Raw genomic sequence first — 23,127 nt, 5'->3', positions numbered from 1 at the left:
GGTTAACTCGCCGGCTTGCGCGCCGGATAGCCGTTGGGGTGCGGCGGGACGGCCTTGAGATAGGCGGCGATCGCCGCGCGGTCGTCGGCGGTCAGTTGCGCCATGTTCCGCTGCACATCGACCATGGCGCCGCCGACGGAATCGAAATCGGGCGTGAAGCCGGTCTCGAGGTAATTGGCGATGTCGGCCTCGGACCAGTCCTTGATGCTCTTCCCGTCGGGGGTGATGTTGGGCACGACGCCCGAGCCTTCGGCCGCCACGGCGCCTGCCAGCCACTCGCCTTTTCTGACGCCGCCGGCAAAATCGCGCGGCGTGTGGCATTCGCCGCAATGGCCGGGTCCCTCGACCAGGTAGCGGCCGGCCAGCACCTTGTCCGGCGTGCCCTCTGGCAGCACGATCACCGGTTCGGGACTGAGATAGAGCCGCTTCCACAGGCCGATGCCGCGGCGGATGGTGAAGGGGAAGGAAAGCTTGTGGTCCGGCGCCTTGCCGGCAACCGACGGCAGCGTCTTCATGAAGGCGTAGAGATCGGCGATGTCGGCCGGCTTCATGCGCGCGTAGGAGGCATAGGGAAAGGCCGGGTAGAAATGCTCGCCCGAGGGCGAGACGCCCTTCAGCATGGCGTTGGCGAAGTCCTCCTCGCTCCAGGCACCGATGCCGTCCTTCTGGTCCTGCGAGATGTTGGGCGGAACGAAGGTGCCGAACGGCGTCTTGAGTTCCAGACCGCCGACGAGTTCGAGACGGGCGTCGCCCTGGGCGCCCGGCTTGGCGTGGCAGGAGGTGCAGCCCCCCGCGTAGAAGATGCGCTTGCCCTTGGCGGCGTCGCTGGGGCCGAGCTCAGCGACGGTCGCGGCGTCAAGCCTGGCCGGCGCCGACAGGACCCAGCCGGCGGCAGCCGCGGCGCCGCCAAGCACGATGACGGCGCCGACAAGCTTCTTCAGCCAGGCCATTTAGGCGATCAGCTCTTCTTGATCCGGTAGGTCTGGTGGCAGGTGCCGCAATCGCCGCCCAGCGTGTTGAGTTGCGCCTTCAGCGCGTCGACATCGGCCGGCGGGGAAGCGACCGCGGCCTTGGCATCGGCCAGGAACTTGTCCCCTGCCGCCTTGAAGCCCGCCATGTCTTCCCAGATCTTCGGCGCGGCCGTGGTGTCGCCCTTGTCGGAGCCGGCCGGGAACAGCTTGTCGGCGTCGAACTTCTCGGCATTGGCCTCCAGGGCCTGCAATGCCGTCAGCACCGCGGCGGCGTCAAAAGGCTCCTCGCCCTTGACGACCTTCGAGATCTGCCCGGCGAGCTTGCCGCGTTCCTTCATCAGGGCCTGGCGATCCTTGATCGGATCGGCATAAGCGGCCGAACCGGCGAAGGCGAGCAAAGAGATGGCGATGACAAGCTTTCTCATTCAATTGGCTCCACGGTGAAGGAAGAGGGTACGCGACTGAGGCATTTCACCGTTCAAGGTGAAATGCTCTATCTCCTGGTTGGGGCAATTCCGGACGGAAAACCGTTCCACACTTCTCCTGGAATTGCTCTGGACGTTAACGGGCGTGGCGGTGGGATTATTCCCCGTCGTCGTGACGATTTTGCCGGATTTCTCTACCGAAAAAGAAAAGCCCCGGCGAACCGGGGCTTCTCATCAAAATCTTTTAGCCTTTGGCCTTTTCATAAAGCTCCAGGACGTGGTCCCAGTTGATCAGGCTGTCGACGAAGGCTTCGAGATATTTCGGCCGCGCGTTGCGGTAGTCGATGTAGTAGGAGTGCTCCCACACGTCGACGCCGAGGATCGGCGAGCCGCCATGGACCAGCGGGTTCTCGCCGTTCGGGGTCTTGGAGATTTCCAGCTTGCCGTTCTTGACCGAAACCCAGGCCCAGCCGGAGCCAAACTGGGTGGTGCCGGCGGCGATGAAATCCGCCTTGAACTTGTCGTAGCCGCCGAGATCGCTGTCGACCGCCTTCTGCAGCGCGCCCGGCAGCTTGTTGCCACCGCCGCCCTTCTTCATCCACTTCCAGAAATGGATGTGGTTGTAATGCTGGGCCGCGTTGTTGAAGAGCCCGGCATTCTTGCCGAAGGACTGCTTCACGGCCTCTTCGACCGACAGGTCGCCCATTCCGGCCTCGGCCGCCAGCTTGTTGCCGTTGTCGACATAGGCCTTGTGGTGCTTGTCGTGGTGATACTCCAGCGTCTCCTTCGACATGTAAGGCTGCAGGGCCTCGTAGTCGTAAGGCAAAGCGGGCAACTCAAAAGCCATGGATGGTACTCCCTCGAGGAAAAAGTCCGGTGATATTACCGAGCTAAGATAGGTCTGGAATGGGTTGGGGCAACTCCAGAATGGAGCGCCGAGCGACTTTTTAGAGCAATTCCGGGAAAAGTGCGAAACGGTTTTCCGCCCGGAATTGCGCAAAAATGACGAGGCGGAGCTGTTCGCCCTTTGGGTGAAACGGTGAAACGCTCCGGCGGTTCAGGCGGCGGACGTCGAATGCGCCCATTCCCAATAGAGCTCGCGCGCCTTCTTGGCGACCGGTCCGGGCTGCAGGTCGCGGTTTTCGATGCGGGTGATGGGCACCACTTTCGAGTGGTTGCCGGTCGAGAAGATCTCGTCGGCCTCAAGGAAATCGCGAACCGACAGCGTCTTTTCGGTGGTCGTGAAACCGTAGTCGCCGAGCAGGTTGATGGTGCGCGAGCGGGTGATGCCGGAGAGGAACGTGCCGTTCGGGGCCGGCGTCATCACGTGGCCATCCTTGACCAGGAAGATGTTGGAGGTTCCGGTCTCGGCGACATTGCCCAGCATATCGAGCACCAGCGCGTTGTCGAAGCCGCGGTTCTTGGCCTCCAGGATGGCGCGACCGTTGTTGGGGTAAAGGCAGCCGGCCTTGGCGTTGGTCGGCATGGTCTCGATGGTCGGGCGCCGGAACGGCGAGACACCGACCGAAAAGCCGGATGGCGGGATCATCGGCGATTCGTAGAGGCAAAGACAGAAGCGGGTCGAGGCCGGATCGGCCGGCACGCCCATATAGCCGCCATGCTCGGCCCAATACATCGGCCTGATATAGACCGCCGTCTTGCCGTCGAATTTCTTCAGGCCATCCCAGGTCAGGCCGACGATCTCCTCGGCGGTCATGGAGGGTTTCAGGCCAAGCGCCGTCGCCGAGGCGTTGACGCGGGCGGAATGAAGCTCGAGGTCGGGCGCAACGCCCTCGAACCAGCGGCCGCCGTCGAAGACGCTGGTGCCCAGCCACATGGCGTGGCTGCGCGGCCCGAGAATGGCGACGTTGCCCTCGTACCAGTCGCCGTCCACATAGGTCCAAGTCGCTGTTTGCGCCGCCGCCGCCAATGTCATGTTCGCCGTCCAAATGAGTGATTTCAGGCCGCCATAGGACGATGCTTTGACGGTTGGCGTCAACCGACATGGCCAAAAATCGTTGAGGCCAGCCATACTTACAGAGCGTCGCCCGAAACGGATCGGGCAACGCCCGGTAAGTCTTTTGTTTGATGCCTGTCGGTTTCCCAAAACCGCGACACACTTTTGGGCGACATGCATTATTTGTTTGATGCATGTCGGTTTCCCAACCGCGACACACTTTTGGGCGACATGCATTATTTGTTTGATGCATCGGTTTCCCAAAACCGCGACACACTTTTGGGCGACATGCATTAAAAGCGCAATCAGCGCTTGCACGGGGCGCATCCTCGCCTCAAAACTCTCGTTATGCATCATGCGGCCTATGTCTTCGACGCCTACGGCACGTTGTTCGACGTGCACGCCGCTGTGCGCCGGCATGCCGGCGAGATCGGGCCGGATGGCCAGCTTCTCTCCGAAATCTGGCGCGCCAAGCAACTCGAATATTCCTGGGTGCGGACGCTGATGGGGGGCGCTTACGCCGATTTCTGGCAATTGACCGAGCAGGCGCTCGACTTTGCGTTGCGCAAGATTCCCTCGGCCGATCCGGCGCTGCGGACGAGACTGCTCGAAGCCTATTGGCGGCTCGACTGCTATCCGGAAGTGCCCGCCGTGCTGAAGGCGCTCAAGGCCTCGGGCGCGAAGCTCGCGATCCTATCCAACGGCTCGCCCGAAATGCTCGACGCGGCGGTCAAGTCCGCGGCGCTCGACCAGATCCTCGACGACGTGTTTTCGGTCGACCAGGTCAAACGCTTCAAGACCGACCCGTCGGTCTACGACATGGTGGTCACTGGCTGGCGGCTCTATCCAGGCGCGGTGTCGTTCCAGTCGTCGAACCGCTGGGACATCGCCGGCGCGACCAAGTTCGGTTTCCGTACGGTCTGGATCAACCGGACCAACCAGCCGGATGAATACCGCGACTTTCAGCCGGGCTTGATCCTGCCTTCGCTCGAAGGTCTCCTGGCAGGCGCCTGAGACCTCTGTTGCTGCAGTGCAACAGCTGTGGCGCGGTCACAGCTTCGCCTTTTTCTGTCCACCCTCAGGCCAGAATTGGAACCGCCTATCGCCGCCGACTGTTATGAATGCCGTCGGCGACGTGCCCGCGGGTTCATGCTTTCTTGCGAATTAAGACCTAGAAAAGGCAACCATGTCAGACGCTTCCTTCCGCCTCAGCCGCCGTGGCTTCCTCAATTTCACAGCCCTTGGCGCTGCTTCGGCCGCCGTGTCCGCGTGCACCACCACCGGTCCGGGCCCCGCTCCCATCCAGCCGCCACCGCCGGCCTATGTGGAGCCGCCCCTCGGCGATTACGAGACGATGTATGGCGCGATGTCGGACAATGGCTTCGACCTGCCGGCCATCCCGGTCAACAAGATCGATCACAAATTCTTGCGCCAGATCGTCCCCGATCCGACCGGACAGCGCCCGGGCACCATCGTCGTCGATACCACCGGCCACTTCCTCTATCTGGTGCGCGAGGGCGGTCAGGCGATCCGCTACGGCGTCGGCCTCGGCCGCGCCGGCTTCGAATGGTCGGGCGACGCCGTCGTGCAATGGAAGCAGAAGTGGCCGAAATGGACGCCGCCGGACGAGATGGTCGCCCGCCAGCCGGAACTGACCCAATACAGCGCCAAGAATGGCGGCATGACGGGTGGCCTGAAGAACCCGCTCGGGGCGCGCGCGCTCTATCTCTTCCAGGGCAACCAGGACACGCTCTACCGCCTGCACGGCTCGCCGGAATGGTGGTCGATCGGCAAGTCGGTGTCGTCGGGATGCGTGCGTCTGATCAACCAGGACATCATCGACCTCTACGACCGCGTTCCGACCAAGACGCCGGTCATCGTGACGGCCAATGTCGGCGCGCCGGAAGAGGACTTGCCGGAACGCAAGGCCATCCCGATCGACAATGGCGTGCCGACGGGCTCCATCCTGCTCGGTCCGGTGAAGCGGCTCACCAACGAGATTTTCTAAGCGGTTGGTTCGTCAGCGGTGCTCGGCCAATATGGGGGCCAGCACCGCAACGCCGCGCCGCAACGCATCCGTGTCGAGCCCGGCATAGCCAAGAATGAAGCCGGCCGTTTCCGGACGCGGCCCGCCCGGATCATAGAGTGGCGACACCGCATAAAGGCCGATACCGGCGGTGCGCGCCGCAGCGATGATGGCCGGTTCGCGTCCAGCATCGATACCGTTCATCCAAGCAACGACATGCAGGCCAGTCTCGGCCCCGGCGACGGTAACCCGCGACCCCAGATGTTCAGTCAAAGCCTGTAGCAGGATGCCCCTGCGCTCGGCGTTCTTCCTGCGAATGCTGCGCACGTGGCGCTCGTAGGCGCCGCTCGCCAGCAACTCGGCCAGCACGTCCTGTTCCAGCATCGGAGCATGCCGGTCGGTCAGGCGCTTGGCCTCGCCGAACGCCCGGCGCAGGCTGGCGGGGACGACGAGATAGCCGAGCCTCAAGGTCGGCGAGAGCGTCTTGGACAGCGTTCCGACATAGATGACGCTATCCGCGTCGAGCGCCTGCAGAGGCGGGATCGGGCTGATATCGTGACGGTATTCGCCGTCATAATCGTCTTCCACAATATAGGCCCCCGTGCCGGCGGCCCAGGCCAGCAGCGAACGCCGCCGCGTCGCCGAAAGCACGCCACCGAGCGGAAACTGGTGCGAAGGCGTCACATAGGCGAGACGGGCCGGCGGCAGTGTATCCGTCCTTAGCCCATCCGCGTCGACGGCAACGGGCACGGCGACGCCTCCGGCCGCCACGAATGCGTGGCGTGCCAGCGGATAGCCCGGGTTCTCGATCACAAAAGGATCGCCGGCATCGAGCAGCAGCCGCGCGCAGAGGTCCAACCCCTGCTGCGAGCCGTTGACGATGACGATCTGGTCCGGCGTGCAACTGATGCCGCGAGCCCGCCAGAGATAGGCCTGAAGCGCGTTGCGCAGAACGGAAGACCCCTGAGGATCACCATAGCGCAGCCGCGCGGCGCGCCGCAGGATCGCCTTGTTCGACGCGCGCCGCCAGGCCAGCACCGGGAAGTCCGCACCGGACAACTCGCCATAGCGGAAATCCGCAAGCTTGGCTGGTTGCCCTTCCGTAGGCGCAGGCAAGGCCAGCAACCGTCGTGCGAATGCCGAGAGGTTGCGTGGCGAAGCGGCTGCGATGGGCGCCTCTCCCGACGCCCTCTCCAACCCCGGAGCAACGATGGCGCGCGCACCATGCCGGATGATCAGATAGCCTTCGGCGTCGAGCTGATTGTAAGCGGCCGTCACCGTGGTTCGCGAGGCGCCCCACTCGGTCGCAAAAGCCCGCGTCGACGGCAGGCGATCGCCTGGCCGATAGGCGCCGCTGTGGATCTGCTCCTTGATCGCCGCGATGATCCGCCGCGCGACGCTGTCCTGCTCCAACTGGACCACCAAAAACCTTCAAAACTGGATGTTCCAAGCAAGCCAGACATCCGGCATTTTTTCTTGGAACGCAAGGAGTTTTGCCATGTACACACCGCCCGCCTTTCGCGACGACGATCATGAGAGCCTCACCGCCACGATCCGCGCCGCGCGGCTGGCAATCCTGGTCACCGCCACGGCCGATGGCCCGCTGGCGACGCCTCTGCCGCTTTTCCTCGACGAGAACGAGGGCGAGCACGGCGTGATCTACGGCCATGTCGCAAAGGCAAACCCGCAATGGCGCATGCCGCCGCTGGGCGACGGCCTGGCGATGTTCATGGGCCCGGACGCCTATGTGACGCCGGCCTGGTATCAGACCAAGCAGGAGACCGGGAAGGTGGTGCCGACCTGGAACTATGTCGCCGTCCAGGCCCATGGGCCGATCGAGTTCTTCGAGGATGCCAACAGGCTGCTCGACGTGGTGACCCGCCTGACCAACCTGCATGAGGGCGAGCGCGCAGCACCCTGGGCCGTGTCGGACGCACCGGCGGATTTCATCCAGTCGCAGTTGAAGGGCATTGTCGGCCTGCGCATGCCGATTACGAAGCTCGAAGGCAAGCGCAAGATGAGCCAGAACCGCAACGCGGCCGATCGCGCCGGCGTCTTGTCTGGCCTGTCATCGAGCGAGCGGCCGTCCGACCGCGAGGTCGCTCCGCTCATTCCGGTGTGAAGACTGGCCGGTCTGAAGACTAGCCGGTGTGAAGACCGGCCGGTGTGAAGACTGGCCGGTGTGAAGACCGGCCGGTGTGAAGACTAGCCGGTCTGAAGACTGGCCGGTGTGAAATCTGGCCCTGCACTTTCAAGAGAGTCCATCATGCCGGATTTGACCCAGTTCGCCCTGTACTTCGCCGCGGCATTCCTGCTTGCCATTACACCGGGGCCGGGCATCTTCTATGTCGCCGCACGCACGCTGGCTGGAGGACGCGCGGAAGGCATTGCCTCGAGTTTCGGGACGGGCCTCGGCGGCATGGTCCATGTGCTTGCCGGCAGCCTGGGTGTTTCGGCTATCGTGCTCGCCAGCGCGGAGCTGTTCACGGCGCTGAAGCTGATCGGCGCCCTCTACCTCGTCTGGCTGGGCTTCCGCACCTTCCAGTCCGCGCGCCGCGAGGCAAAGACGATGCTGGAAGGCGGGACGCTGTCGCCTGCCGTCGGCACTGGCCGAGCGTTTCGCGAAGGCGTGCTGGTCGAGGCCTTGAACCCAAAGACGGCCGCCTTCTTCCTGGCCTTCATTCCGCAATTCGTGAACCTGGGCGCCGGCCACGTCGCCCTGCAATTCATGGTCGCCCTGCAATTCATGGTCCTTGGCTTCATATCGGTGACGCTCAACACTGTGGCCGATGTCGTGGTCGCTTTTGCGGCGAGCCGCATCCGGCAAGGCGCGGCCGGGCGCGCCAGCACAATACGCCGGCTGCGGGAGGCCTCCGGCTGCGCTATGATCGCGCTCGGCATGGGCCTGGCCATAGCCAAGCGCCCCGCCCTTTGATTGCCCGGCGACGTTCAGCGGACGGGTCGACGAGGCCTCGACGATCGCGTCGATGGCCACGATGTCGCATGTGTTGCACAACGCATGCTTATGCGACAGATGAAGCAGCCATTCGGGCCGAAAGGAATTCCATGCAACCGGTTGCCAGCCGCCCCGATCCGGTCGCGATCGCCGTGGCGCCAAATGGCGGCCGGCGCACGAAGGCCGATCATCCCGCCTTGCCGATCACACCGGATGAGTTGGCGCATGTGGCCGCGGCTTCGCTCGACTCGGGCGCCGCCATGATCCATGTCCATGTCCGCGACCGCGACGGACATCACCTGCTCGACGCCGAAGCCTACCGGACCGTAACCGCGGCGATCAGGGCCAGTGTCGACGAACGGCTCGTCGTCCAGATCACCAGCGAGGCACTGGGCATCTATCGGCCCGAACAGCAGATGCGGGTGGTGCTGGAAGCGCAGCCCGAGGCGGTTTCACTGGCCCTGCGCGAGTTGTTGCCCGACCAAACTTACGAAGCGGGTTTCGCCGCATTCCTTGAAACGCTGCGCAGGGAAAAGATCACACCGCAGATCATCCTCTACACTCCCGAGGAGGCAACCTATCTCGCGATGCTCGCGGGCCGCGGCCTGATCCCCTTCGACAATCTGCCGGTTCTCTATGTGCTCGGCCGCTACGCGGTTGGACAGACGTCCCGCCCGGCCGACCTGCTGCCTTTCTTGACCCCGGGCACTGCCGCTGCAAGCCATTGGATGGTCTGCGCCTTCGGCAACCAGGAGACGGCGTGCGTGACGGCAGCCGCGCTGCTTGGCGGGAACGCGCGCGTCGGGTTCGAGAACAATCTTTTCCTGCCCGATGGAACACCGGCTTCGGGAAATCAGGACCTTGTCGCGGCCACCAAGCGATCAGTCGAAGCCTGCGGGCTCACCCTCGCCAATGCGGACACGCTTAGAGGCCAGTGGGACGCCGCCTGAAGGGCGCGCGAGCGGTTGATCGCCAAAATGGACATCGAGATCGGCTGATCGCACTTCAACGCTAGAGATCCACCGCGGCCTTGAAAGCGGCAAGCTCCTCGTCGGCGATCGGCACGACGTGCTGCGGCTCGGGATAGGCGCCGGTGCGCACATCGGCGATGAACTCGCGATAGGCGGCGATGCGCTCGCGCTGCAGCCGCTCGAATTCGGCGGCGAAGTTGCGATAGGTCTTGGCGTGGCGCGGCTTGTGCCCGGCGGTGTGGCCAAGCACGTCCTCACTGAAAAGATATTGCGCGTCGGCATGGGGGCCGGCGCCCATGCCGAGCATGATCATCGGCGTGTTCCTGGTGATCAGTTCGGCGATGCGGTCCGGCACCACTTCCAATTCGGCGCCGAAGCAGCCGATGGCTTCGAGGCGTTTCACGTGGTCCCACACCCAGCGCGCGCTCTCGGCCGTCCTGCCGACGGCCTTGAAGCCGCCGGTCCAGGTGCATTGCGAGGGGATGAGGCCGACATGGGCGACGATCGGCACGGCGTTGTCGCAGAGCGTTTTCTGGATATCGAGCGAGGCGGCGCAGTAGAAGCAGTCGCCGCCCATGCGCGTAAAGTGATAGGCGGCCTTCAGATAGTCTTCCGCCGAGACCAGATCGCCGGCGGGCCCGTAAGGCAACCCAACCTGGACGAAGCAGCGGCCGGCCGCATCGCGCATCTCCGGCGAGAAGAAGCGACCCTCGATCGACAGTATGTCGACGCCGGCCGCGTTCGCCGCCGCCGCCTCTTCGAGCGAGGTGACGTAGAGCATCGAAATCTTTTGTCCGCGCGCCTTCATGGCGCGGATGTCGGCGACGGTGGGCCGGTTGTTCTTGGTGACCATTTTCCCCTCAGATGGTGAAAGCGTTGCGGAAAGCCTCGAGCGCCGCTTCGGGATCGCCGGAAGCGAACGCTTCCATGCCGACCGGCCCGCGATAGCCCATATCCTTGAGCGCGCCGGCGATGCCGCGATAGTTGATCTCGCCGGTGCCGGGCTCCATGCGCCCCGGCACGTCCGCCACCTGGACCTCGCCGATCCATGGCAGGCAGGCGCGGCAGAGCTCGATCAAATTCCCCTCGCCGATCTGCGCGTGATAGAGGTCGAGGTTGAGGCGCAGGCCCGGCCGGTTGACGCTCGACACCAGCGCCAGCGTGTCCTCGGCGCGCGCGAAGGGCACGCCGGGATGATCGACCGGCAGGTTGAGGTTCTCCAGCGTGAAGGTAACGCCTTCCGCTTCGGCAAGATCGGCGACGCGGTTGAGCGTATCGCGCGCCTTGAGCCACATCGCGCCGGTGACCGTCTCGCACGGGCTGACCGGCAGACCACCCTCGCCCAGTCCAGTGCCATGCAGGTTGAGCCGCGCCACGCCAAGGCGCTTGCCGACGGCGGCCGTTTCCTTGGCCGTCTTCAAGAGCTCGGCCGCGCCCTCGTCGTCGGCAAGCCGGCCGCGCAGATAGCCGTTCATGATCGAGAAGGTGGCGCCGGATTTTTCGAGCATGGCGAGATCATGGTCCGGCCAATTCCAGAGGCCGACCTGGAAGCCCAGTTCGGTCAACCGCTTGACGCGGAATTCCATCGGCCGGTCGCGCCACAGCATTTCGGCGCAGGCGGCGAGGATAAAGCTGTCGGACATGTCAAATCTCGATGTGCACGCGGCCGTTCTCGACCTTGGTCTTGTATGTCCTGAGGTTCTCGCAGGCCGGCGGCGTCTCGACTTCGCCGGTGGTGAAGTCGAAAACGGACGCGTGCTTGGGACACTCCACCGTATTGCCCATGACAAGACCGTCGGCAAGGTGGATCGCCTCGTGTGTGCATAATCCGTCCGTACAGTAATATTCGTCCGCATCGTTACGGAAGATCGCGAAGGTGCGGCCGCCATTCTCGAAACGCTTGGCTTCCTCGGCTTCGATTTCGTCAGCGGCACAAGCGTCGACCCAGGGCATATACGTCTCCTCAGATATCTTGCGGTTTGAAGTCTGCGGGAGCCGACGGCATCACGCCCTGGAGCAGCGCGACCGACTTTTCGAGTCCCTCCAGCGAATTCAGAAGCACGTCCTCGTGCTCGATGGAGAGCCAGCATCATAGCCGGCCATCTTCAGCCGATAGCAGAACCGCCGCCACCACTCCTCGCCATGACCGAAGCCGAGCGTGATATAGCTCCAGGAGCGGGCCGGGATGTCCATCAGGCTGCCATTCTCGAGCAGCGACGTCGTTGCCTGAACGGGCCGGTTCAGCATCGTATCCTTGGCGTGCACGTGATAGATGGCCTCGCCCAGCGCTTCGGCGGCCGCGAGCGGATCGGCACCCATCCAGAACAGGTGCGAGGGGTCGAGATTGGCGCCCACGATAGGTCCGACCGCTTGTCGCAGTTTCAACAGCGAGGGCACGTTGTAGACGCACTGATTGCCATGCAGCTCGAGCGCGATGCGATCGATGCCGTTTTGCTTCGCCAGCGCCGCCATCTCGGTCCAGAACGGGATCAGCTTTTCTTCCCATTGATATTTGAGGATGATCTGCGTTTCCGGCGGCCAGGAGGAGACAACCCAGTTCGGCATGCTGTCGCCGGCACTGCCGGCCGGGAGGCCGCTCATGGTGCAGACGGTGCGGATGCCCATCTCGCCGGCGACGCGGATCGTATCTTTCAACGCCTCGCCCTGGGCCGGATCGGTCGGATGCAGCGGATTGCCATTCGCATTCAGGCTGATGATCTCCAGCCCGCGTTCCTCGAACGCTCCCATAAAGCGTCTCTGTGCATCCCTGTTGCCCAGCATCGATGCGAGACGGAAATGGGGGGCGGTCGACCAGCCGCACGTGTTCACCTCGATACCGGATACGCCCATGCGCTGGGCATGATTGAGCACCGCCTCGAACGGCAGGTTGCCGAGACTGTCTGAAACGAAACCCAGCTTCACGCGTAGAACTCCGGCTTTGCAATCATCTGGACGGGCGTTCGACGGCCTTCCTTCAGCGCCACCACGCCAGCTTCAGCAACGACGGCAGCGCAATAGCCGTCCCAGCAATCCGACGCTGTCACGGGAAAATCGCCAGTCATGGCGAAGCGCAGGAAGTCTCGGTTCTGGCGGCGGTAGGCATCGTAGTAACGGGTCCGCCAGTCGGCGTCGTAGCTGGTGCTTTGGGTAAGCGCGGACTCAGTGCGGGTAAAGGCAACATTGTTGGTCGCCAGGGCGCCCCGTTCGCCGACCAGTTCGGCACGCACGTCATAGCCATAGGCGGCGTTGTTGTTGATCTCGATGTTGACCAGCTGGCCATCCACGGTTTCCAACACCATGACGACGGGGGCGACACGCGCGTCCGAGCGTCTCGGCTGGAATGCGGAGATGGCGGTGTATTCAGTGCCGAGCACATAACGCACGACGTCGAATTCGTGCGGGGCGGAATTGGTGATGGCCATCGCGCCGGTGAAATCGGCGGCCGGCGTTTCGACGTTGCGGTGGAAATTGTGCACCATCAACGCCCGGCCGAGACGGCCGTCTTCCAGCGCCCGCTTCATCTCCTGGTAGGAGCGGTCGTACCGGCGCATGAAGCCGAGCTGGACGAATTTCGCCCCGGCCTTCTGTTCGGCCGCCATCACCGCGATGCAGTCGGCCGACGCTTGTGAAAGGGGCTTTTCGCACAGTACCCGCTTGCCGGCGCCAATGCAGACCATCGACAGCGGCGCGTGCGTGAAATCGGGGCTGGCGATGATCACGGCGTCCACATCCTGCCGCGCGATGGCGCCCTCGGGATCGGTGGCAACGTCGTTGGCGCCGCATGCATCAGCGACGAAACGAGCGCGCTGCTCATCCATGTCGCAAACCAATTGGAGGGTTGCGCCGGGCAGTTCCTCGGCGACTATCCTGGCATGATCCGCGCCCATGAGGCCGGCGCCGATCACTGCAATGCGAATTGTCATTTCTGTCCTGTTTTTGCTTTCGGGTTTACGGGATCGCGGTGAGCGGCGAGATGAAGCCGCGCCGGACTGGATAACCTCCCAAGGAAAGTCTAGTGAGCGGCTGGGATCAGGGACGGCGGATGGCCCGCATGGGTTTCCATGTAGCCTTCGACCTGGGCTTCGAGGTCGGCCATGGTCTCGCCGCCGGCCATTAGATCCGTAATCTCCTCGCGTGACTTTTCGCCCTTGCGGAAATCGGCGGCGATGGCGCCGCGGATCAGTACCGCGAAATGGTCGCCGACGGTCATGGCGTGCATGACCTGGTGGGTGATGAAGACCACCGCCAGGCCACGCTTCTTGGCCTCGTTGACGATACGCAGCACATGCGAGGCCTGCTTGACGCCGAGTGCCGCGGTCGGCTCATCCAGGATCAGCACGCGCGCTCCAAAATGCACGGCGCGGGCAATGGCGAGCGACTGGCGCTCGCCGCCCGACAGGCCGCCCACCAGGCGGTCGCCGTCGTCGATACGGGTGATGCCAAAATCCCGGACCGCTTTCACCGCTATCTCGTTGGCGCGCTTGCGGTCGTAGATCCTGAACGGCCCCCAACCTTTGGTCGGCTCGACGCCGACGAAGAAAGACCGCCCGATGCTCATCAGCGGAAACGTGCCGCCGAACTGATGCACGGTGGCAATTCCGCGCCCCTGCGCATCGCTTGGTCCGGTGAACGTAACGGACTGACCATCCATCAATATCTGGCCGCTGGTTGGCTTGTGGACCCCGGCCAGGGTCTTGATGAGCGTGGACTTGCCGGCGCCGTTGTCACCGAGCAGGCAGAGCACTTCGCCGGCGCGCACCCTGAGCGAAATATCGTGCAGGACGTCGATCGGTCCAAAGGATTTGTTGACGTTTCTCAGTTCGAGAATGGCAGGTTTGTCGTTCATGGCGTCATCTCTTCATCTGCAATTCGACTGCGCCGGGGTGGCATTCACCGAAGCGGGAAGTGATCTCAAACTCATCTCTCATGGGTTGGCTGGCTCCCGCGGCAGGCTTCGCTTGCGCCGCGGTCTGAAGTACAGCGCCAGGTCGCGGAATGACTGGTTCATCAGCACGGCCAGCAGGAGCATCACGCCGATGATCAGGTTCGACCAGTTTCGGTCGATCTGGGTGAAGTAGATGCCCTGGCTGACGATGGCGAAGGTGACGGTTCCCACGAAGATACCAACGACCGACCCGAAACCGCCGGTCAGCAGCACACCGCCCACCACCACGGACACGATCGCGTTGAAGATGAAGCTCATGCCGCCGGAGACCTGGGCGGAGTTGAACAGGATCGCCTGGCAGATGCCAACGAATGTGGCGCTGACCGCGGACAACACAAACAGCGCAATGGTCATCCGGTTCGTCGGAATGCCGGCATTGCGGGCGCTGACCTTGTCGCCGCCCATTGCAAAAAGCCAATTGCCATAGCGGGTCTTGTGCAGAACGAAACCCATGATGGCGGCGAAGGCGACCCACCAGACGATGATGACCTGGTGACTGCCGCCGATCAGCTGGCCGAACAGGAATTTGGCCCAGTCCGGCGCAGTGAGGGCAACGCTGGCGTTGCCGGTCAGAAGCACAGACCCGCTGAGCACTACCCCTTGCATGGCGACCAGCGTGGCCAGGGTAATGATCAGCGAGGGCACGGAGGTTCGTATCGTCAGCAGGCCGTTGATCAGGCCAACCGCCACGCCGACCGCCAGTGCGCCGGCGATCCCTACGGCTATGGGCAGTCCGTAGTAGCCGGTCAGGACGGCCGTGGTCATCGAACCGGCGGGGATCAAGGCGCCGATGGAAATGTCGAGTTCGCCCGCGATCATCAGCAGGCCGACGGGAATGGCGACGATGCCGAGATTGGCCGCGAAATTGACCCAACTCGCCGCGCCAACCAGCGTGCCCAGATTGGCGCCGCCGAACAGAACGAAGAACAGCACCACGCCAATGAGGCTGAGGACCGATCCGGCTTCGGGACGGCGCAGTGATGATTTGATTGCGTCCATCATGACTGTCCTCCCTTCTTCGACGAATAGCTGAGCGCCAACTGCCGGAACGTGTCGTTGGTCAACACCGCAATCAGGAGAAGCGCACCGATGATGACGCTGCCGACATTGGGATCGAGACTGGTGAAATAGATGCCCTGGTTCACGATCGAGAAGGTGAGCGTGCCGAACACGATGCCGACGATCGAGCCGAAACCGCCCGTGAGCAAGACGCCGCCGATGACCACGCACATGATGGAATTGAAGATGAAGGACTGGCCGGCCAGAACCTGCGCGCTTTGGTAGACCATCACCTCGCTGACCCCGACGAACGCGGCGCTGAAGCCGGACAGCATGAAGAGGCCGATCGTCAGGCGCTTGGTTGGGATGCCGACGTTGCGCGCACTCTCCTTGTCGCCGCCGAGCGCATAGATCCAATTGCCCATCGGCGAGATGTGCAACAGCCAGAACAGGCCAACCACGAACACGACCCACCACAGGATCGTGACCTGGAACATGCCGCCGAGATAGTCACCCAAGATTTGCTTGGTAAGCGGGTCCGGCACGAGCGAGACGCCGGTGCTGCCGGCGATCTTGACGGTGAGGCCCAGCGTCAGACCCATCGTGCCGAACATGGTTCCGATAGTGATGATAAGCGACGGGATGGTTGTCCTCGTCACAAACAGGCCGTTGACGAGGCCGACAGCGAGGCCAAGGCCAAGCGCTGCCGTTATGCCAAGCCAATCGGGCAGCCCGTAGTGACCCGAGACGATGGCAGCGGTGAGCGACGCCGCGGGGATCACCGCGCCGACCGAGATGTCCAGTTCCCCGGCGATCATCAGCAACCCTATCGGCAGCGCAATGATCCCGATCTCGGAAGCGATGTTCAGCCAGCTTGCCGCACCGGCTGCCGACATGAAACTGCTGCCGCCGAATAGGCCGAAGAAAAGCAGGACTGCGACCATGCCAAGGAACGAGCCCGACTCCGGTCGACGTGCCAACCGGCCGAGCGCCAGTCCGGACCGCGAGCGTTCGAGCGCAGGCGTTGATGTGGATGCGACGGGATGTGCCATTAGGGTAATCCGCGAGCACGCGGCTGGCCGTAATGTGCCGCCGCAGAGAAAGGGAAAAAGGGCCGCCCGCCGCAAAATGCAGGCGGCCCAGGCGGGAGGATTATCGTGTCCCTGCTTTCACGCCAGCGATGGTGGCGTCGACGTTCGTCTTGTCGATGATGCCTGGTCCCGTAAGGATCTCGCGGGTGGGCACCGACAGGCCGTAATTGACGTGACCATTGAGGATCGCCACGGCGAGATATCCCTGCAGGTAACCCTGCTGGTCGATGGCGCAGTCCTGCTGGCCACCCTTGATGTTGTTCAGGATCGTCTCGTCAAAATTCATGCCGCACAGGTGCACCTTTCCGACCTTCCCGGCCTGGGTGATGCCGTTCATGGCCGAGTTGGCGTCGACGTTGCCGATCGTAAAGACAGCGTTCACGTCCTGGTGCTGCAACAGATAGGCCTTCACCGCCTGGGCTACGGCGGTTGCCGAGCCGAAGGATGTGGCGGGCAATGGCAGCACGTCGGCTTCGCCACCACCGTTCTTCATACCCTCCTTGAAGCCACCGCAAAACGCCTCGATGTTGGCGGCGCCCGGCAGCGTGTTGATGCAGACGCCGTTCTTGTTGCCGGCCTTGGTAAGGTACTCGCCGGCCGCGACGCCGCCCTTGTAATCATCGGAGCCGACATAGTTCATGGCGCCGAGACGATCGGCCGCTTTCAACCCGCCGGCATTGTAGATAAGCAGCGGAATGCCAGCGTCCCTTACCGCCTTGAACGCAGGATCCATCGCTTCCGGCACCCAGTCCGGGCCGACGATGGCATCGGCCTTCTGGTCGATGGCCTGACGGATCAGCTCTGCGGCGTCCACACCCAGATTGTCGTAGTTCTGCGGCCCGAGCCAAGTGACCTTGCCGCCTTGAGCCTCGACGACCTTGCCGGCGTCTTCGGCACCGCGCTTGACGATCGACCAGAACGGATCGTCCGGCTTACCGCCGACGACGAAGATGTTGGCGGCGAGCGTCGCGCCGGTGCTGAACCCGATCAGCACCGCCGTCGAGACGAGTGTCTTGAAAAGCTTCATGGTATTCCTCCCAGATTACCCCATAGGGTTTCAACAAAAGTCTTCCTGTTCCGGGCCCACTCCTCACGGACCCAGCCGAAACGGCGCCTGGTTCGTTATTCCGCAGGCATTCCGGATGCCGGATCGCCGCGGCCTTCCTGCCGGCTCCGCACCTTTTCCTTTTTCTTGCGGAAGCGGGCCTTCATGACCTCGTCGGCTTCCTTGCTGCCGTCGTGCCAGGTGCCGAACAGCTTATCGAGTGGCACCAGCCCGTCGCCGCCGTAATTCACCTCGAAGTACTTGTGGTGCAGGTAGTGCACGTAAGAGTGGCTATCGAGATTGACCTTGTCGGTGATCTCGAAGGTCTCGAAGCCGAGATGGCCGTTGACGGCGCCGAAACCGGCTCCATGCAGCGTGAAATAGGCGCAGACCGGGTTGGACGGGATCAACAGGTGCAGCCAGGCTTCGGCATGATAGAGGAAGCCCTCGACCGGATGCATCGACAGCGACGACCACGGGCTCGGATTGATCGAATTGTGGTGGACCGAGTGCACCCATTTGTAGAGCGGCGGCCAATGGATCGCCCGGTGCAGGAAGAAGAAATAGACCTCATGCAAGGCAGGCGCGATAAGCACCAGGAACGACAGGTAAAGCCAGTTCGTCGTCCAGGGCAGCCAGACAGCCCAGCTGTTCTCGTAGACCCACAGCATCACGATCTCGACCACTGTCCACAGCGGTATGGTGACGAAAAACGAGCGGGCGAAATTGTCGACGTTCTGGCTTTGGAACCAGAACACGTCGGACGGCGCATCCGAGGGAAACTTCGGATTGTACTTGAAGCGGTTCTGTTGCTTGCGCTGGACGTAGTAGCGCAGCTCGAAGAAGCCGTAGAAAAGAAAAATCCCGGCGGCGTTGAGGCCGTACAGCCAAAGGTAGTTGAGCAGCGAGAGGCTCGCGAGACTCTGCCAGCTCGGGATCAGCAGGTTGACCCAAATGAGCGACGTGGCGAGGTGGAAGGTATTCCAAGGCCAGAAGAATTCTGGAATCCAGGCTACCACCTTCTTCACATTGAACGGACGGTGCCAGATCGGCGCCGGCTCGGCACGGCGATGTGGTGCCCAGTTACCACGCTTGTCGCGCGTTCCATACTGAAGATCATCCATCGTGACAGCGCCTCCCTGCCCGGATCGGTCTGGGGTCTATGGGCTCTCGACGTCCGATCGAGGCCTCACACGGCGCAATTCATATCGGAGGGTTGATATTCGGAGAAGGCAGAAATAATATCAAAATTGCATTTGTATCATTTAGTTTCAATCATGATGATACAGAGAAGGGTGGGCGTTCATGAAGCGGCCGACAATCCACGATCTTGCTACCGCGGCAGGCGTGTCGGTGGCGACGGTGAACAGAATTCTGGGCGGCACCGTTGCCGTGCGGCCGAAAACCGTCCAGCGCGTGCAAAGCGCCGCGGAAGAAATTGGCTTTTACGGCATCGGCGCGATCGATGACCGGGCGCGAAAAATCTCGCCGCATTACCGGCTGGGTTTCCTGCTCCAGCAGTCGACCCGCGACCTCTATCAGGTGTTCGGGAAGAAGATCGTCACCGCCTGCCGCGAGCGGCGGGACGAGGTCATCGACCCTGTCGTCGACTTCGTGGATATTTTGACGCCGGAGACGATATCGAGCCGGCTCATCGCGCTTGGCGATGCATGCGACGCTGTGGCGGTGGTCGCGGCGGATCACCCGATCATTGGCCAGGCCATCCGTTCCCTGAAGGAGATGGGTAAGCCGGTTGTCTCCTACATCACAGATCAATCCGCACCGGAAAGGGCGGCCTATGTAGGCACCGACAACTGGAAGCTGGGGCGCACCGCAGCATTCCTGATCACGCAAACGACCCAAGGGGCTGGTCGAATCGCTGTTTTCATCGGCAATCATCGCTACCAATGCCAGGATGTCTCGGACGCCAGCTTCCGCTCCTATTTGCGCGAGCACGCGCCTCGGCTCACAGTGGAGGAGAGCCGCCCCACTCACGAGGAATCGAGCGAGGCCTACCGCATGGTGGCCGAGTTGCTGAAGACGACGGACGATCTGGTGGGGATTCTAATTGTTGGCGGCGGCATCACAGGCGTGCTTCGCGCCTTGAGGGAAGTATCTTCCGAGAGGCGATCGGGGATCAAGGTGGTATGCCGCGACATTGGGCCCGAGACCCGCAAAGGATTGTCGGAAGGATTGATCACGGCAGCTCTCTGTCACCCCCTTGAAGCGACCTCCGCCCTTCTCGTGCAGACCATGATCGATGTCATTGGACCACAAGCACCATTCGCGACCCTTCAGCGGTCGATACCTTTCGAAATAGTCACACCGGAGAATATCTGAGGCAGCGGGCCGCTGCCTTCCGCTTCACGCGGCAGAACATCTAATGCAGGCTGCAGCGTTGTCGACGCTCAGGTGCAGACCCACTCGCGGATCTTGCACTGCTTCTCCTTACCGCCGCATTCGGCCTTGGCCTTGTCCTCGGCTTCGCGACGCGTCGTGGCGGACGCGACACCCCAGAACGGGGTCGCCGGGCCACGGCTCTTGCCGACTGAAAGCGCCGCGCAATGCTCATAGGGAAAGCCGGTGCCGTCATCATCGTCCCAATGGCGATGGTTGCGAAACACCTCGACCACCCTGCAGCCCGCGCCGTCCGCATTCTCGCAGTGCTTGAGCGCGATGTCTTCGGCTTCCTGCCGCTTGTCGGCGCCCCAGAAGAAGCCGTGCCTGCCGTCGCCCGGCGAGTAGGCGATCGCGCCCCAGATTCCCCTCTCCTCGCCGGTCTGCGCCGGCGGCGGCGCCACCAGGTCAGCGGCCTGGCTCGCCATTGTCAGTCCGACAAAAGCCGCCAGCAGCGGGAATGAGAGGCGACGGTTGATCAGCATTTTCGTAGCTCCCAATTGCAGCTGTCCAGGAATCGACAATCACGGCTGGCCGCTAGCCGCCCATGCGGGCCACCGAGACGACGACACAGGTATTGCCGGTGGGGACCAGCAGCGCCTGGCCGCCATTGTTGGCCAGGTTGAAAAGCATCGTTTTCGAAAGATTGTCCGCCAGCAGGCTGCCTTTCGGGAGCGTTCCGGCAACTTCCTGGCAAGAGCGCTGGAACGGCGCCACGCGCACGAAGCCGCCCTCGCAGGTCTGGCCGACGGGCGAAGCAAAGACGACGCCCGCAGCCTGCGTCTTGTAGTCCGGCAGATCGTAGCTCATCCCGGCCACGGCCTGCACCGCATGGGCATCCGGCGAAGTTTTGTCCCATTGCGTCTGGACCGCATAGGTCGATCCTGCCGTCAGAGCCTGTCCGAGCGTGGTAAAGAGATTGGCGCAGGTGCGCACGCCCGCCTGAGCGACATGCGCCTGAAACGGATTCTTGTCCGCCGCGATATCCGCCGGCGCAGGCGCGGCTTGCGCCGGCTCGCCCTGCATGGGCGCCTGTGCTTGCGCGGAGGCCGTGCCGGCGACGAATGTACCGAGCGCGGGATAGAGACGGAGCGACAGGATCACCGCCGCCGCGACCAAGACCGCGAACGCGCCGAGCAGCGCCGTGTTTCGCACCAGGCGCCAGCCTGGCGAACGCTGTGGCGGCGCACTTGCCGGCGGCTCCGGCAGCGCGACCGGCTGGGAGTGCGTCAGGATTCTGTCCTCGATGGATTGGCGTGTCATCTCAAGGTCTTTCTAGTTGATGGCCGACAGCGCGGTCTTGAGCCCCTTGAACGGGGCATCGAGGCTGACGGTCGCTCCCGACGGCAGGGAATAGGAAACCTGGACCATCGTCTCCTTGCCGATCTGCTCGCGAAGCACCGGGCCGACGGGTAGATAACCGACGCAAACCGACGCGTCGCAGCCTTGCAGTTGAACGTCGACCGGCTGTTTGCGGCCGGCAAATCTGAGCGAAAGCTTGCTGCCTGCCCCTGCCGCGCTGGGCGCGCGCAATATCATGAACGGCTTGCCCTTCTCGTCGGCCGCAAGCGACCAGCTGAAGATTATTGCCTGGCCCTGGTCGATGAAGGACTGGCTGATGTTGCATACTTTCTTCCTGGCCTGCAGGTTCTCGTCGCAGATCAGCGTCCAGTTCTCGAACGGACGCGTGATGCGTTGATATTCGCCAAGCTTCACGTCCGGAGGCACCGCGACGTCGGAAGGTTTTATCCTGTAGGCAGGGGCCGCCCCTTGCCCGGCCGCGTGCGGGCCGGACAGAAGGAGGCAAACCATCGATATTACGGCAAGGACTGTTTGCCTGGTCATCAGCAGACTCAGTTCAGGGTAAAGCTGACGCCCGCGCCGACACCCCAGTGCCCGCCCGCCGTCGTGCCGGAGAGGTTCGCCCGGGCTCGGCCGTCCTCGCTGGTGTAACCGGCGCCGAACGCGACCGCCCCCTCGCCGCGCCAATAGCCGCCGCCGGCCGCGACGCTCAGCTTGCCGGGGCGGTCGTCGTAGCGCAGCGAGGCGGCTGCCAGGCCGATCGCGGCGGCCTGCCGCGCCTCGCCGCGCGCCTCGCCCATGTCCATGTTGAGCTGGCTGAGCTTGGAGTCGGTATAGGCATTGGCCTGCTGCAGCGTGGTGGCCGCCACCTGATTGGTGTAGGTCTTGGAGTTGTCGAACGTTGTCGCCAGCCCGTTGTTGAACTGCAGCACGTTGACTGCATCGGTGTCAGCGGTGCCGGCGCCGACATTGTGGATGACAACGGGCGCATTCACGTCACCGCCGACGAGCGTCAGCGAGTTCGACTTGGTGCCGTCCGGGTTCTTGTCATATTGAACGGCGAACTCATTCAGGTTGCCGACGCTCCCCTGCACCGCTTCGACAGCCTGATTGGTCGCGTAGAGCTGGCTGCCATTGATGGCATCGGTGGAAGTGTCGCTGATCCTGCCCGCGGCCACATTGGTGACGGTGCGTTCGTTGCCGACGCTGCCGACGCTCACCGTGCTCGTCGGATTGGTTCCGGCGAAGGTGTAGGCGACGCCGTTGATCGTCGTGCCGGTGGTGGCGACGGCAGCCGCCGTCGTCGAGCCGGCGCCGAGAGCGACGCTGCCCGGCTCGTTGGCCGTGGCGCCGGCGCCGAGCGCCATTGACTGGGCGCCGTTGGCGGTCGAGTTCGTGCCTAGCGCGATGCTGTCTGCCGCATTGACGGTCGAGGTCTGGCCGATCGCGATGCCGCCTGGCGCCGTCTGCTGGACGATGGCGCCGTTGCCCATGCCGATGCCGTTGTCGCCATTGACGGTCGTGCGCGGACCGATCGCGACCGAATCGGCGCCGACCGCCAGCGAGTCCGACGCGGTCGAGTTGGCGTGGAAGTACATGGTCCCTGTCACCGCGAAGGAGCTCAGCGCGCCCTTCAGCTGGCGAAGCGTGACGGCGTCCTGGTCCTCGGTGCCGTCGGCCACATTGATGATCTGGCGATAAGCGGTGGAGGTGCCCACCGAGACGGCGCCGAGCAGGGTCATGTCCGCGGTGTTGTAGGGAATGAGGCCGGTGCCGGAAAGGATCGATCCCGACACGGGCGCGACCGCACGGTCGGAAATCGAGCCGGAGCCGAGCGCCACGCCGTCGGTTATGGTGACCGCGGTGCCGCGGCCCAGAGCCAAGGAATTGGCGGCGGACGCCGTCGCCTGGTAGCCGAGCGCCGAGGAGCCGATCCCTTGCGCGAAGGCATCGGTGACCGGAAGTGTCGTGTCGTTGGTGCGCACGTAGCGGATGCCTTCGCCGTTGGCGTCCGTGTAGGCAGTCGAGGTGTCGCAGGCAAA

24 protein-coding genes and 1 pseudogene are annotated in these 23,127 nt (G+C 63.4%); 6 read left to right on the top strand and 19 right to left on the bottom strand.

Annotation, left to right across the window (positions count from 1 at the left end; translation table 11 throughout):
* Positions 1 to 2 precede the first annotated feature (2 nt).
* The 4 genes from FJ418_RS26735 to FJ418_RS26720 all read right to left on the bottom strand — a co-directional run bounded on the left by FJ418_RS26735 (position 3) and on the right by FJ418_RS26720 (position 3,332).
* A complete protein-coding gene (locus FJ418_RS26735) occupies positions 3 to 950 on the bottom strand; it encodes a cytochrome c (protein WP_140870801.1) in 948 nt (315 codons plus the stop codon).
* A gap of 8 nt (positions 951 to 958) precedes the next feature.
* Positions 959 to 1,396 carry a cytochrome c gene (locus FJ418_RS26730; protein ID WP_140643516.1) on the bottom strand — a complete coding sequence of 146 codons (438 nt, stop codon included), beginning with the start codon at positions 1,394 to 1,396 and terminating at the stop codon, positions 959 to 961.
* Between the two features lie 244 nt (positions 1,397 to 1,640).
* Positions 1,641 to 2,243, bottom strand: coding sequence for a superoxide dismutase (locus FJ418_RS26725; protein ID WP_140643514.1), 603 nt, complete (start codon positions 2,241 to 2,243; stop codon positions 1,641 to 1,643).
* 210 nt (positions 2,244 to 2,453) lie between these two features.
* A complete protein-coding gene (locus tag FJ418_RS26720; RefSeq protein WP_140643512.1) occupies positions 2,454 to 3,332 on the bottom strand; it encodes a branched-chain amino acid aminotransferase in 879 nt (292 codons plus the stop codon).
* Between the two features lie 369 nt (positions 3,333 to 3,701).
* Between FJ418_RS26720 and FJ418_RS26715 the strand changes: the two genes are divergently transcribed.
* Positions 3,702 to 4,367, top strand: a complete 666-nt coding sequence (locus FJ418_RS26715; protein ID WP_140658820.1) for a haloacid dehalogenase type II — start codon at positions 3,702 to 3,704, stop codon at positions 4,365 to 4,367.
* Positions 4,368 to 4,539: 172 nt separating this feature from the next.
* Complete coding sequence (locus FJ418_RS26710; RefSeq protein WP_140870798.1) at positions 4,540 to 5,361, top strand: L,D-transpeptidase; 822 nt, start codon at positions 4,540 to 4,542, stop codon at positions 5,359 to 5,361.
* Positions 5,362 to 5,373: 12 nt separating this feature from the next.
* Here the strand turns inward: FJ418_RS26710 and FJ418_RS26705 are convergent, their stop codons facing one another.
* Positions 5,374 to 6,801, bottom strand: a complete 1,428-nt coding sequence (locus tag FJ418_RS26705; RefSeq protein ID WP_140870795.1) for a PLP-dependent aminotransferase family protein — start codon at positions 6,799 to 6,801, stop codon at positions 5,374 to 5,376.
* A gap of 76 nt (positions 6,802 to 6,877) precedes the next feature.
* On the opposite strand from FJ418_RS26705, the gene FJ418_RS26700 reads away from it, so the two are divergent.
* The 3 genes from FJ418_RS26700 to FJ418_RS26690 all read left to right on the top strand — a co-directional run bounded on the left by FJ418_RS26700 (position 6,878) and on the right by FJ418_RS26690 (position 9,285).
* Positions 6,878 to 7,501: an FMN-binding negative transcriptional regulator gene (locus FJ418_RS26700; protein ID WP_140870792.1), complete on the top strand. Its 624-nt coding sequence runs from the start codon at positions 6,878 to 6,880 to the stop codon at positions 7,499 to 7,501.
* A 144-nt stretch (positions 7,502 to 7,645) separates the two neighbouring features.
* Positions 7,646 to 8,314, top strand: a complete 669-nt coding sequence (locus FJ418_RS26695) for a LysE family translocator (RefSeq protein ID WP_140870789.1) — start codon at positions 7,646 to 7,648, stop codon at positions 8,312 to 8,314.
* A gap of 131 nt (positions 8,315 to 8,445) precedes the next feature.
* Positions 8,446 to 9,285 (top strand): 3-keto-5-aminohexanoate cleavage protein, encoded by an 840-nt coding sequence (locus FJ418_RS26690; protein ID WP_140870786.1) that lies wholly within the window; start codon positions 8,446 to 8,448, stop codon positions 9,283 to 9,285.
* Between the two features lie 61 nt (positions 9,286 to 9,346).
* Here the strand turns inward: FJ418_RS26690 and FJ418_RS26685 are convergent, their stop codons facing one another.
* The 10 genes and pseudogenes from FJ418_RS26685 to FJ418_RS26640 all read right to left on the bottom strand — a co-directional run bounded on the left by FJ418_RS26685 (position 9,347) and on the right by FJ418_RS26640 (position 18,510).
* Positions 9,347 to 10,159: a 3-methyl-2-oxobutanoate hydroxymethyltransferase gene (locus FJ418_RS26685; RefSeq protein WP_140870782.1), complete on the bottom strand. Its 813-nt coding sequence runs from the start codon at positions 10,157 to 10,159 to the stop codon at positions 9,347 to 9,349.
* A gap of 7 nt (positions 10,160 to 10,166) precedes the next feature.
* Positions 10,167 to 10,949 carry a hydroxypyruvate isomerase family protein gene (locus FJ418_RS26680; protein WP_140870779.1) on the bottom strand — a complete coding sequence of 261 codons (783 nt, stop codon included), beginning with the start codon at positions 10,947 to 10,949 and terminating at the stop codon, positions 10,167 to 10,169.
* A gap of 1 nt (position 10,950) precedes the next feature.
* Complete coding sequence (locus tag FJ418_RS26675; protein ID WP_140785275.1) at positions 10,951 to 11,259, bottom strand: MocE family 2Fe-2S type ferredoxin; 309 nt, start codon at positions 11,257 to 11,259, stop codon at positions 10,951 to 10,953.
* A gap of 10 nt (positions 11,260 to 11,269) precedes the next feature.
* Positions 11,270 to 12,228: pseudogene (locus tag FJ418_RS26670) on the bottom strand (sugar phosphate isomerase/epimerase).
* Positions 12,225 to 13,229, bottom strand: a complete 1,005-nt coding sequence (locus FJ418_RS26665) for a Gfo/Idh/MocA family oxidoreductase (RefSeq protein ID WP_140870776.1) — start codon at positions 13,227 to 13,229, stop codon at positions 12,225 to 12,227. Before FJ418_RS26665 ends, FJ418_RS26670 begins: the two are co-directional and overlap by 4 nt.
* An 89-nt stretch (positions 13,230 to 13,318) precedes the next feature.
* The gene (locus tag FJ418_RS26660) at positions 13,319 to 14,152 is read right to left on the bottom strand and encodes an ATP-binding cassette domain-containing protein (protein ID WP_140643490.1); all 834 of its coding nucleotides are present in this window, start codon (positions 14,150 to 14,152) and stop codon (positions 13,319 to 13,321) included.
* A gap of 78 nt (positions 14,153 to 14,230) precedes the next feature.
* Positions 14,231 to 15,250: an ABC transporter permease gene (locus tag FJ418_RS26655; protein ID WP_140643667.1), complete on the bottom strand. Its 1,020-nt coding sequence runs from the start codon at positions 15,248 to 15,250 to the stop codon at positions 14,231 to 14,233.
* Entirely contained in the window at positions 15,250 to 16,194 is a 945-nt protein-coding gene (locus FJ418_RS26650; protein WP_246683221.1) for an ABC transporter permease, read from the bottom strand. Before FJ418_RS26650 ends, FJ418_RS26655 begins: the two co-directional genes overlap by 1 nt.
* A gap of 208 nt (positions 16,195 to 16,402) precedes the next feature.
* Positions 16,403 to 17,368, bottom strand: coding sequence for a sugar ABC transporter substrate-binding protein (locus tag FJ418_RS26645; RefSeq protein ID WP_140870770.1), 966 nt, complete (start codon positions 17,366 to 17,368; stop codon positions 16,403 to 16,405).
* 95 nt (positions 17,369 to 17,463) lie between these two features.
* Positions 17,464 to 18,510 carry a sterol desaturase family protein gene (locus FJ418_RS26640; protein ID WP_140870767.1) on the bottom strand — a complete coding sequence of 349 codons (1,047 nt, stop codon included), beginning with the start codon at positions 18,508 to 18,510 and terminating at the stop codon, positions 17,464 to 17,466.
* Between the two features lie 181 nt (positions 18,511 to 18,691).
* Between FJ418_RS26640 and FJ418_RS26635 the strand changes: the two genes are divergently transcribed.
* Positions 18,692 to 19,726 carry a LacI family DNA-binding transcriptional regulator gene (locus FJ418_RS26635; protein WP_140870763.1) on the top strand — a complete coding sequence of 345 codons (1,035 nt, stop codon included), beginning with the start codon at positions 18,692 to 18,694 and terminating at the stop codon, positions 19,724 to 19,726.
* 68 nt (positions 19,727 to 19,794) lie between these two features.
* On the opposite strand, the gene FJ418_RS26630 is transcribed toward FJ418_RS26635, so the two are convergent.
* The 4 genes from FJ418_RS26630 to FJ418_RS26615 all read right to left on the bottom strand — a co-directional run.
* Positions 19,795 to 20,211, bottom strand: coding sequence for a DUF4189 domain-containing protein (locus FJ418_RS26630; RefSeq protein WP_246672346.1), 417 nt, complete (start codon positions 20,209 to 20,211; stop codon positions 19,795 to 19,797).
* Positions 20,212 to 20,320: 109 nt separating this feature from the next.
* Positions 20,321 to 21,046, bottom strand: coding sequence for a hypothetical protein (locus tag FJ418_RS26625; protein WP_140870759.1), 726 nt, complete (start codon positions 21,044 to 21,046; stop codon positions 20,321 to 20,323).
* Positions 21,047 to 21,058: 12 nt separating this feature from the next.
* The gene (locus FJ418_RS26620; RefSeq protein WP_140870756.1) at positions 21,059 to 21,628 is read right to left on the bottom strand and encodes an invasion associated locus B family protein; all 570 of its coding nucleotides are present in this window, start codon (positions 21,626 to 21,628) and stop codon (positions 21,059 to 21,061) included.
* A gap of 8 nt (positions 21,629 to 21,636) precedes the next feature.
* Positions 21,637 to 23,127: YadA-like family protein (locus tag FJ418_RS26615; protein ID WP_181167098.1), on the bottom strand; the 1,491-nt coding region annotated here is incomplete at its 5' end.

The organism is Mesorhizobium sp. B2-8-3, from assembly GCF_006440815.1.
GTDB lineage: Bacteria > Pseudomonadota > Alphaproteobacteria > Rhizobiales > Rhizobiaceae > Mesorhizobium.
The sequence above is the reverse complement of the archived record's forward strand: the minus strand, read 5'-3'. Positions and strand labels throughout refer to the sequence as shown.

Bases quoted from the DNA above. Each gene is read 5' to 3' on its own strand.
- FJ418_RS26735 (WP_140870801.1), bottom strand. From the start codon at position 950: ATGGCCTGGCTGAAGAAGCTTGTCGGCGCCGTCATCGTGCTTGGCGGC.
- FJ418_RS26730 (WP_140643516.1), bottom strand. From the start codon at position 1,396: ATGAGAAAGCTTGTCATCGCCATCTCTTTGCTCGCCTTCGCCGGTTCG.
- FJ418_RS26725 (WP_140643514.1), bottom strand. From the start codon at position 2,243: ATGGCTTTTGAGTTGCCCGCTTTGCCTTACGACTACGAGGCCCTGCAG.
- FJ418_RS26720 (WP_140643512.1), bottom strand. From the start codon at position 3,332: ATGACATTGGCGGCGGCGGCGCAAACAGCGACTTGGACCTATGTGGAC.
- FJ418_RS26715 (WP_140658820.1), top strand. From the start codon at position 3,702: ATGCATCATGCGGCCTATGTCTTCGACGCCTACGGCACGTTGTTCGAC.
- FJ418_RS26710 (WP_140870798.1), top strand. From the start codon at position 4,540: ATGTCAGACGCTTCCTTCCGCCTCAGCCGCCGTGGCTTCCTCAATTTC.
- FJ418_RS26700 (WP_140870792.1), top strand. From the start codon at position 6,878: ATGTACACACCGCCCGCCTTTCGCGACGACGATCATGAGAGCCTCACC.
- FJ418_RS26695 (WP_140870789.1), top strand. From the start codon at position 7,646: ATGCCGGATTTGACCCAGTTCGCCCTGTACTTCGCCGCGGCATTCCTG.
- FJ418_RS26690 (WP_140870786.1), top strand. From the start codon at position 8,446: ATGCAACCGGTTGCCAGCCGCCCCGATCCGGTCGCGATCGCCGTGGCG.
- FJ418_RS26685 (WP_140870782.1), bottom strand. From the start codon at position 10,159: ATGGTCACCAAGAACAACCGGCCCACCGTCGCCGACATCCGCGCCATG.
- FJ418_RS26680 (WP_140870779.1), bottom strand. From the start codon at position 10,949: ATGTCCGACAGCTTTATCCTCGCCGCCTGCGCCGAAATGCTGTGGCGC.
- FJ418_RS26675 (WP_140785275.1), bottom strand. From the start codon at position 11,259: ATGCCCTGGGTCGACGCTTGTGCCGCTGACGAAATCGAAGCCGAGGAA.
- FJ418_RS26665 (WP_140870776.1), bottom strand. From the start codon at position 13,229: ATGACAATTCGCATTGCAGTGATCGGCGCCGGCCTCATGGGCGCGGAT.
- FJ418_RS26660 (WP_140643490.1), bottom strand. From the start codon at position 14,152: ATGAACGACAAACCTGCCATTCTCGAACTGAGAAACGTCAACAAATCC.
- FJ418_RS26655 (WP_140643667.1), bottom strand. From the start codon at position 15,250: ATGGACGCAATCAAATCATCACTGCGCCGTCCCGAAGCCGGATCGGTC.
- FJ418_RS26650 (WP_246683221.1), bottom strand. From the start codon at position 16,194: ATGGTCGCAGTCCTGCTTTTCTTCGGCCTATTCGGCGGCAGCAGTTTC.
- FJ418_RS26645 (WP_140870770.1), bottom strand. From the start codon at position 17,368: ATGAAGCTTTTCAAGACACTCGTCTCGACGGCGGTGCTGATCGGGTTC.
- FJ418_RS26640 (WP_140870767.1), bottom strand. From the start codon at position 18,510: ATGGATGATCTTCAGTATGGAACGCGCGACAAGCGTGGTAACTGGGCA.
- FJ418_RS26635 (WP_140870763.1), top strand. From the start codon at position 18,692: ATGAAGCGGCCGACAATCCACGATCTTGCTACCGCGGCAGGCGTGTCG.
- FJ418_RS26630 (WP_246672346.1), bottom strand. From the start codon at position 20,211: ATGGCGAGCCAGGCCGCTGACCTGGTGGCGCCGCCGCCGGCGCAGACC.
- FJ418_RS26625 (WP_140870759.1), bottom strand. From the start codon at position 21,046: ATGACACGCCAATCCATCGAGGACAGAATCCTGACGCACTCCCAGCCG.
- FJ418_RS26620 (WP_140870756.1), bottom strand. From the start codon at position 21,628: ATGACCAGGCAAACAGTCCTTGCCGTAATATCGATGGTTTGCCTCCTT.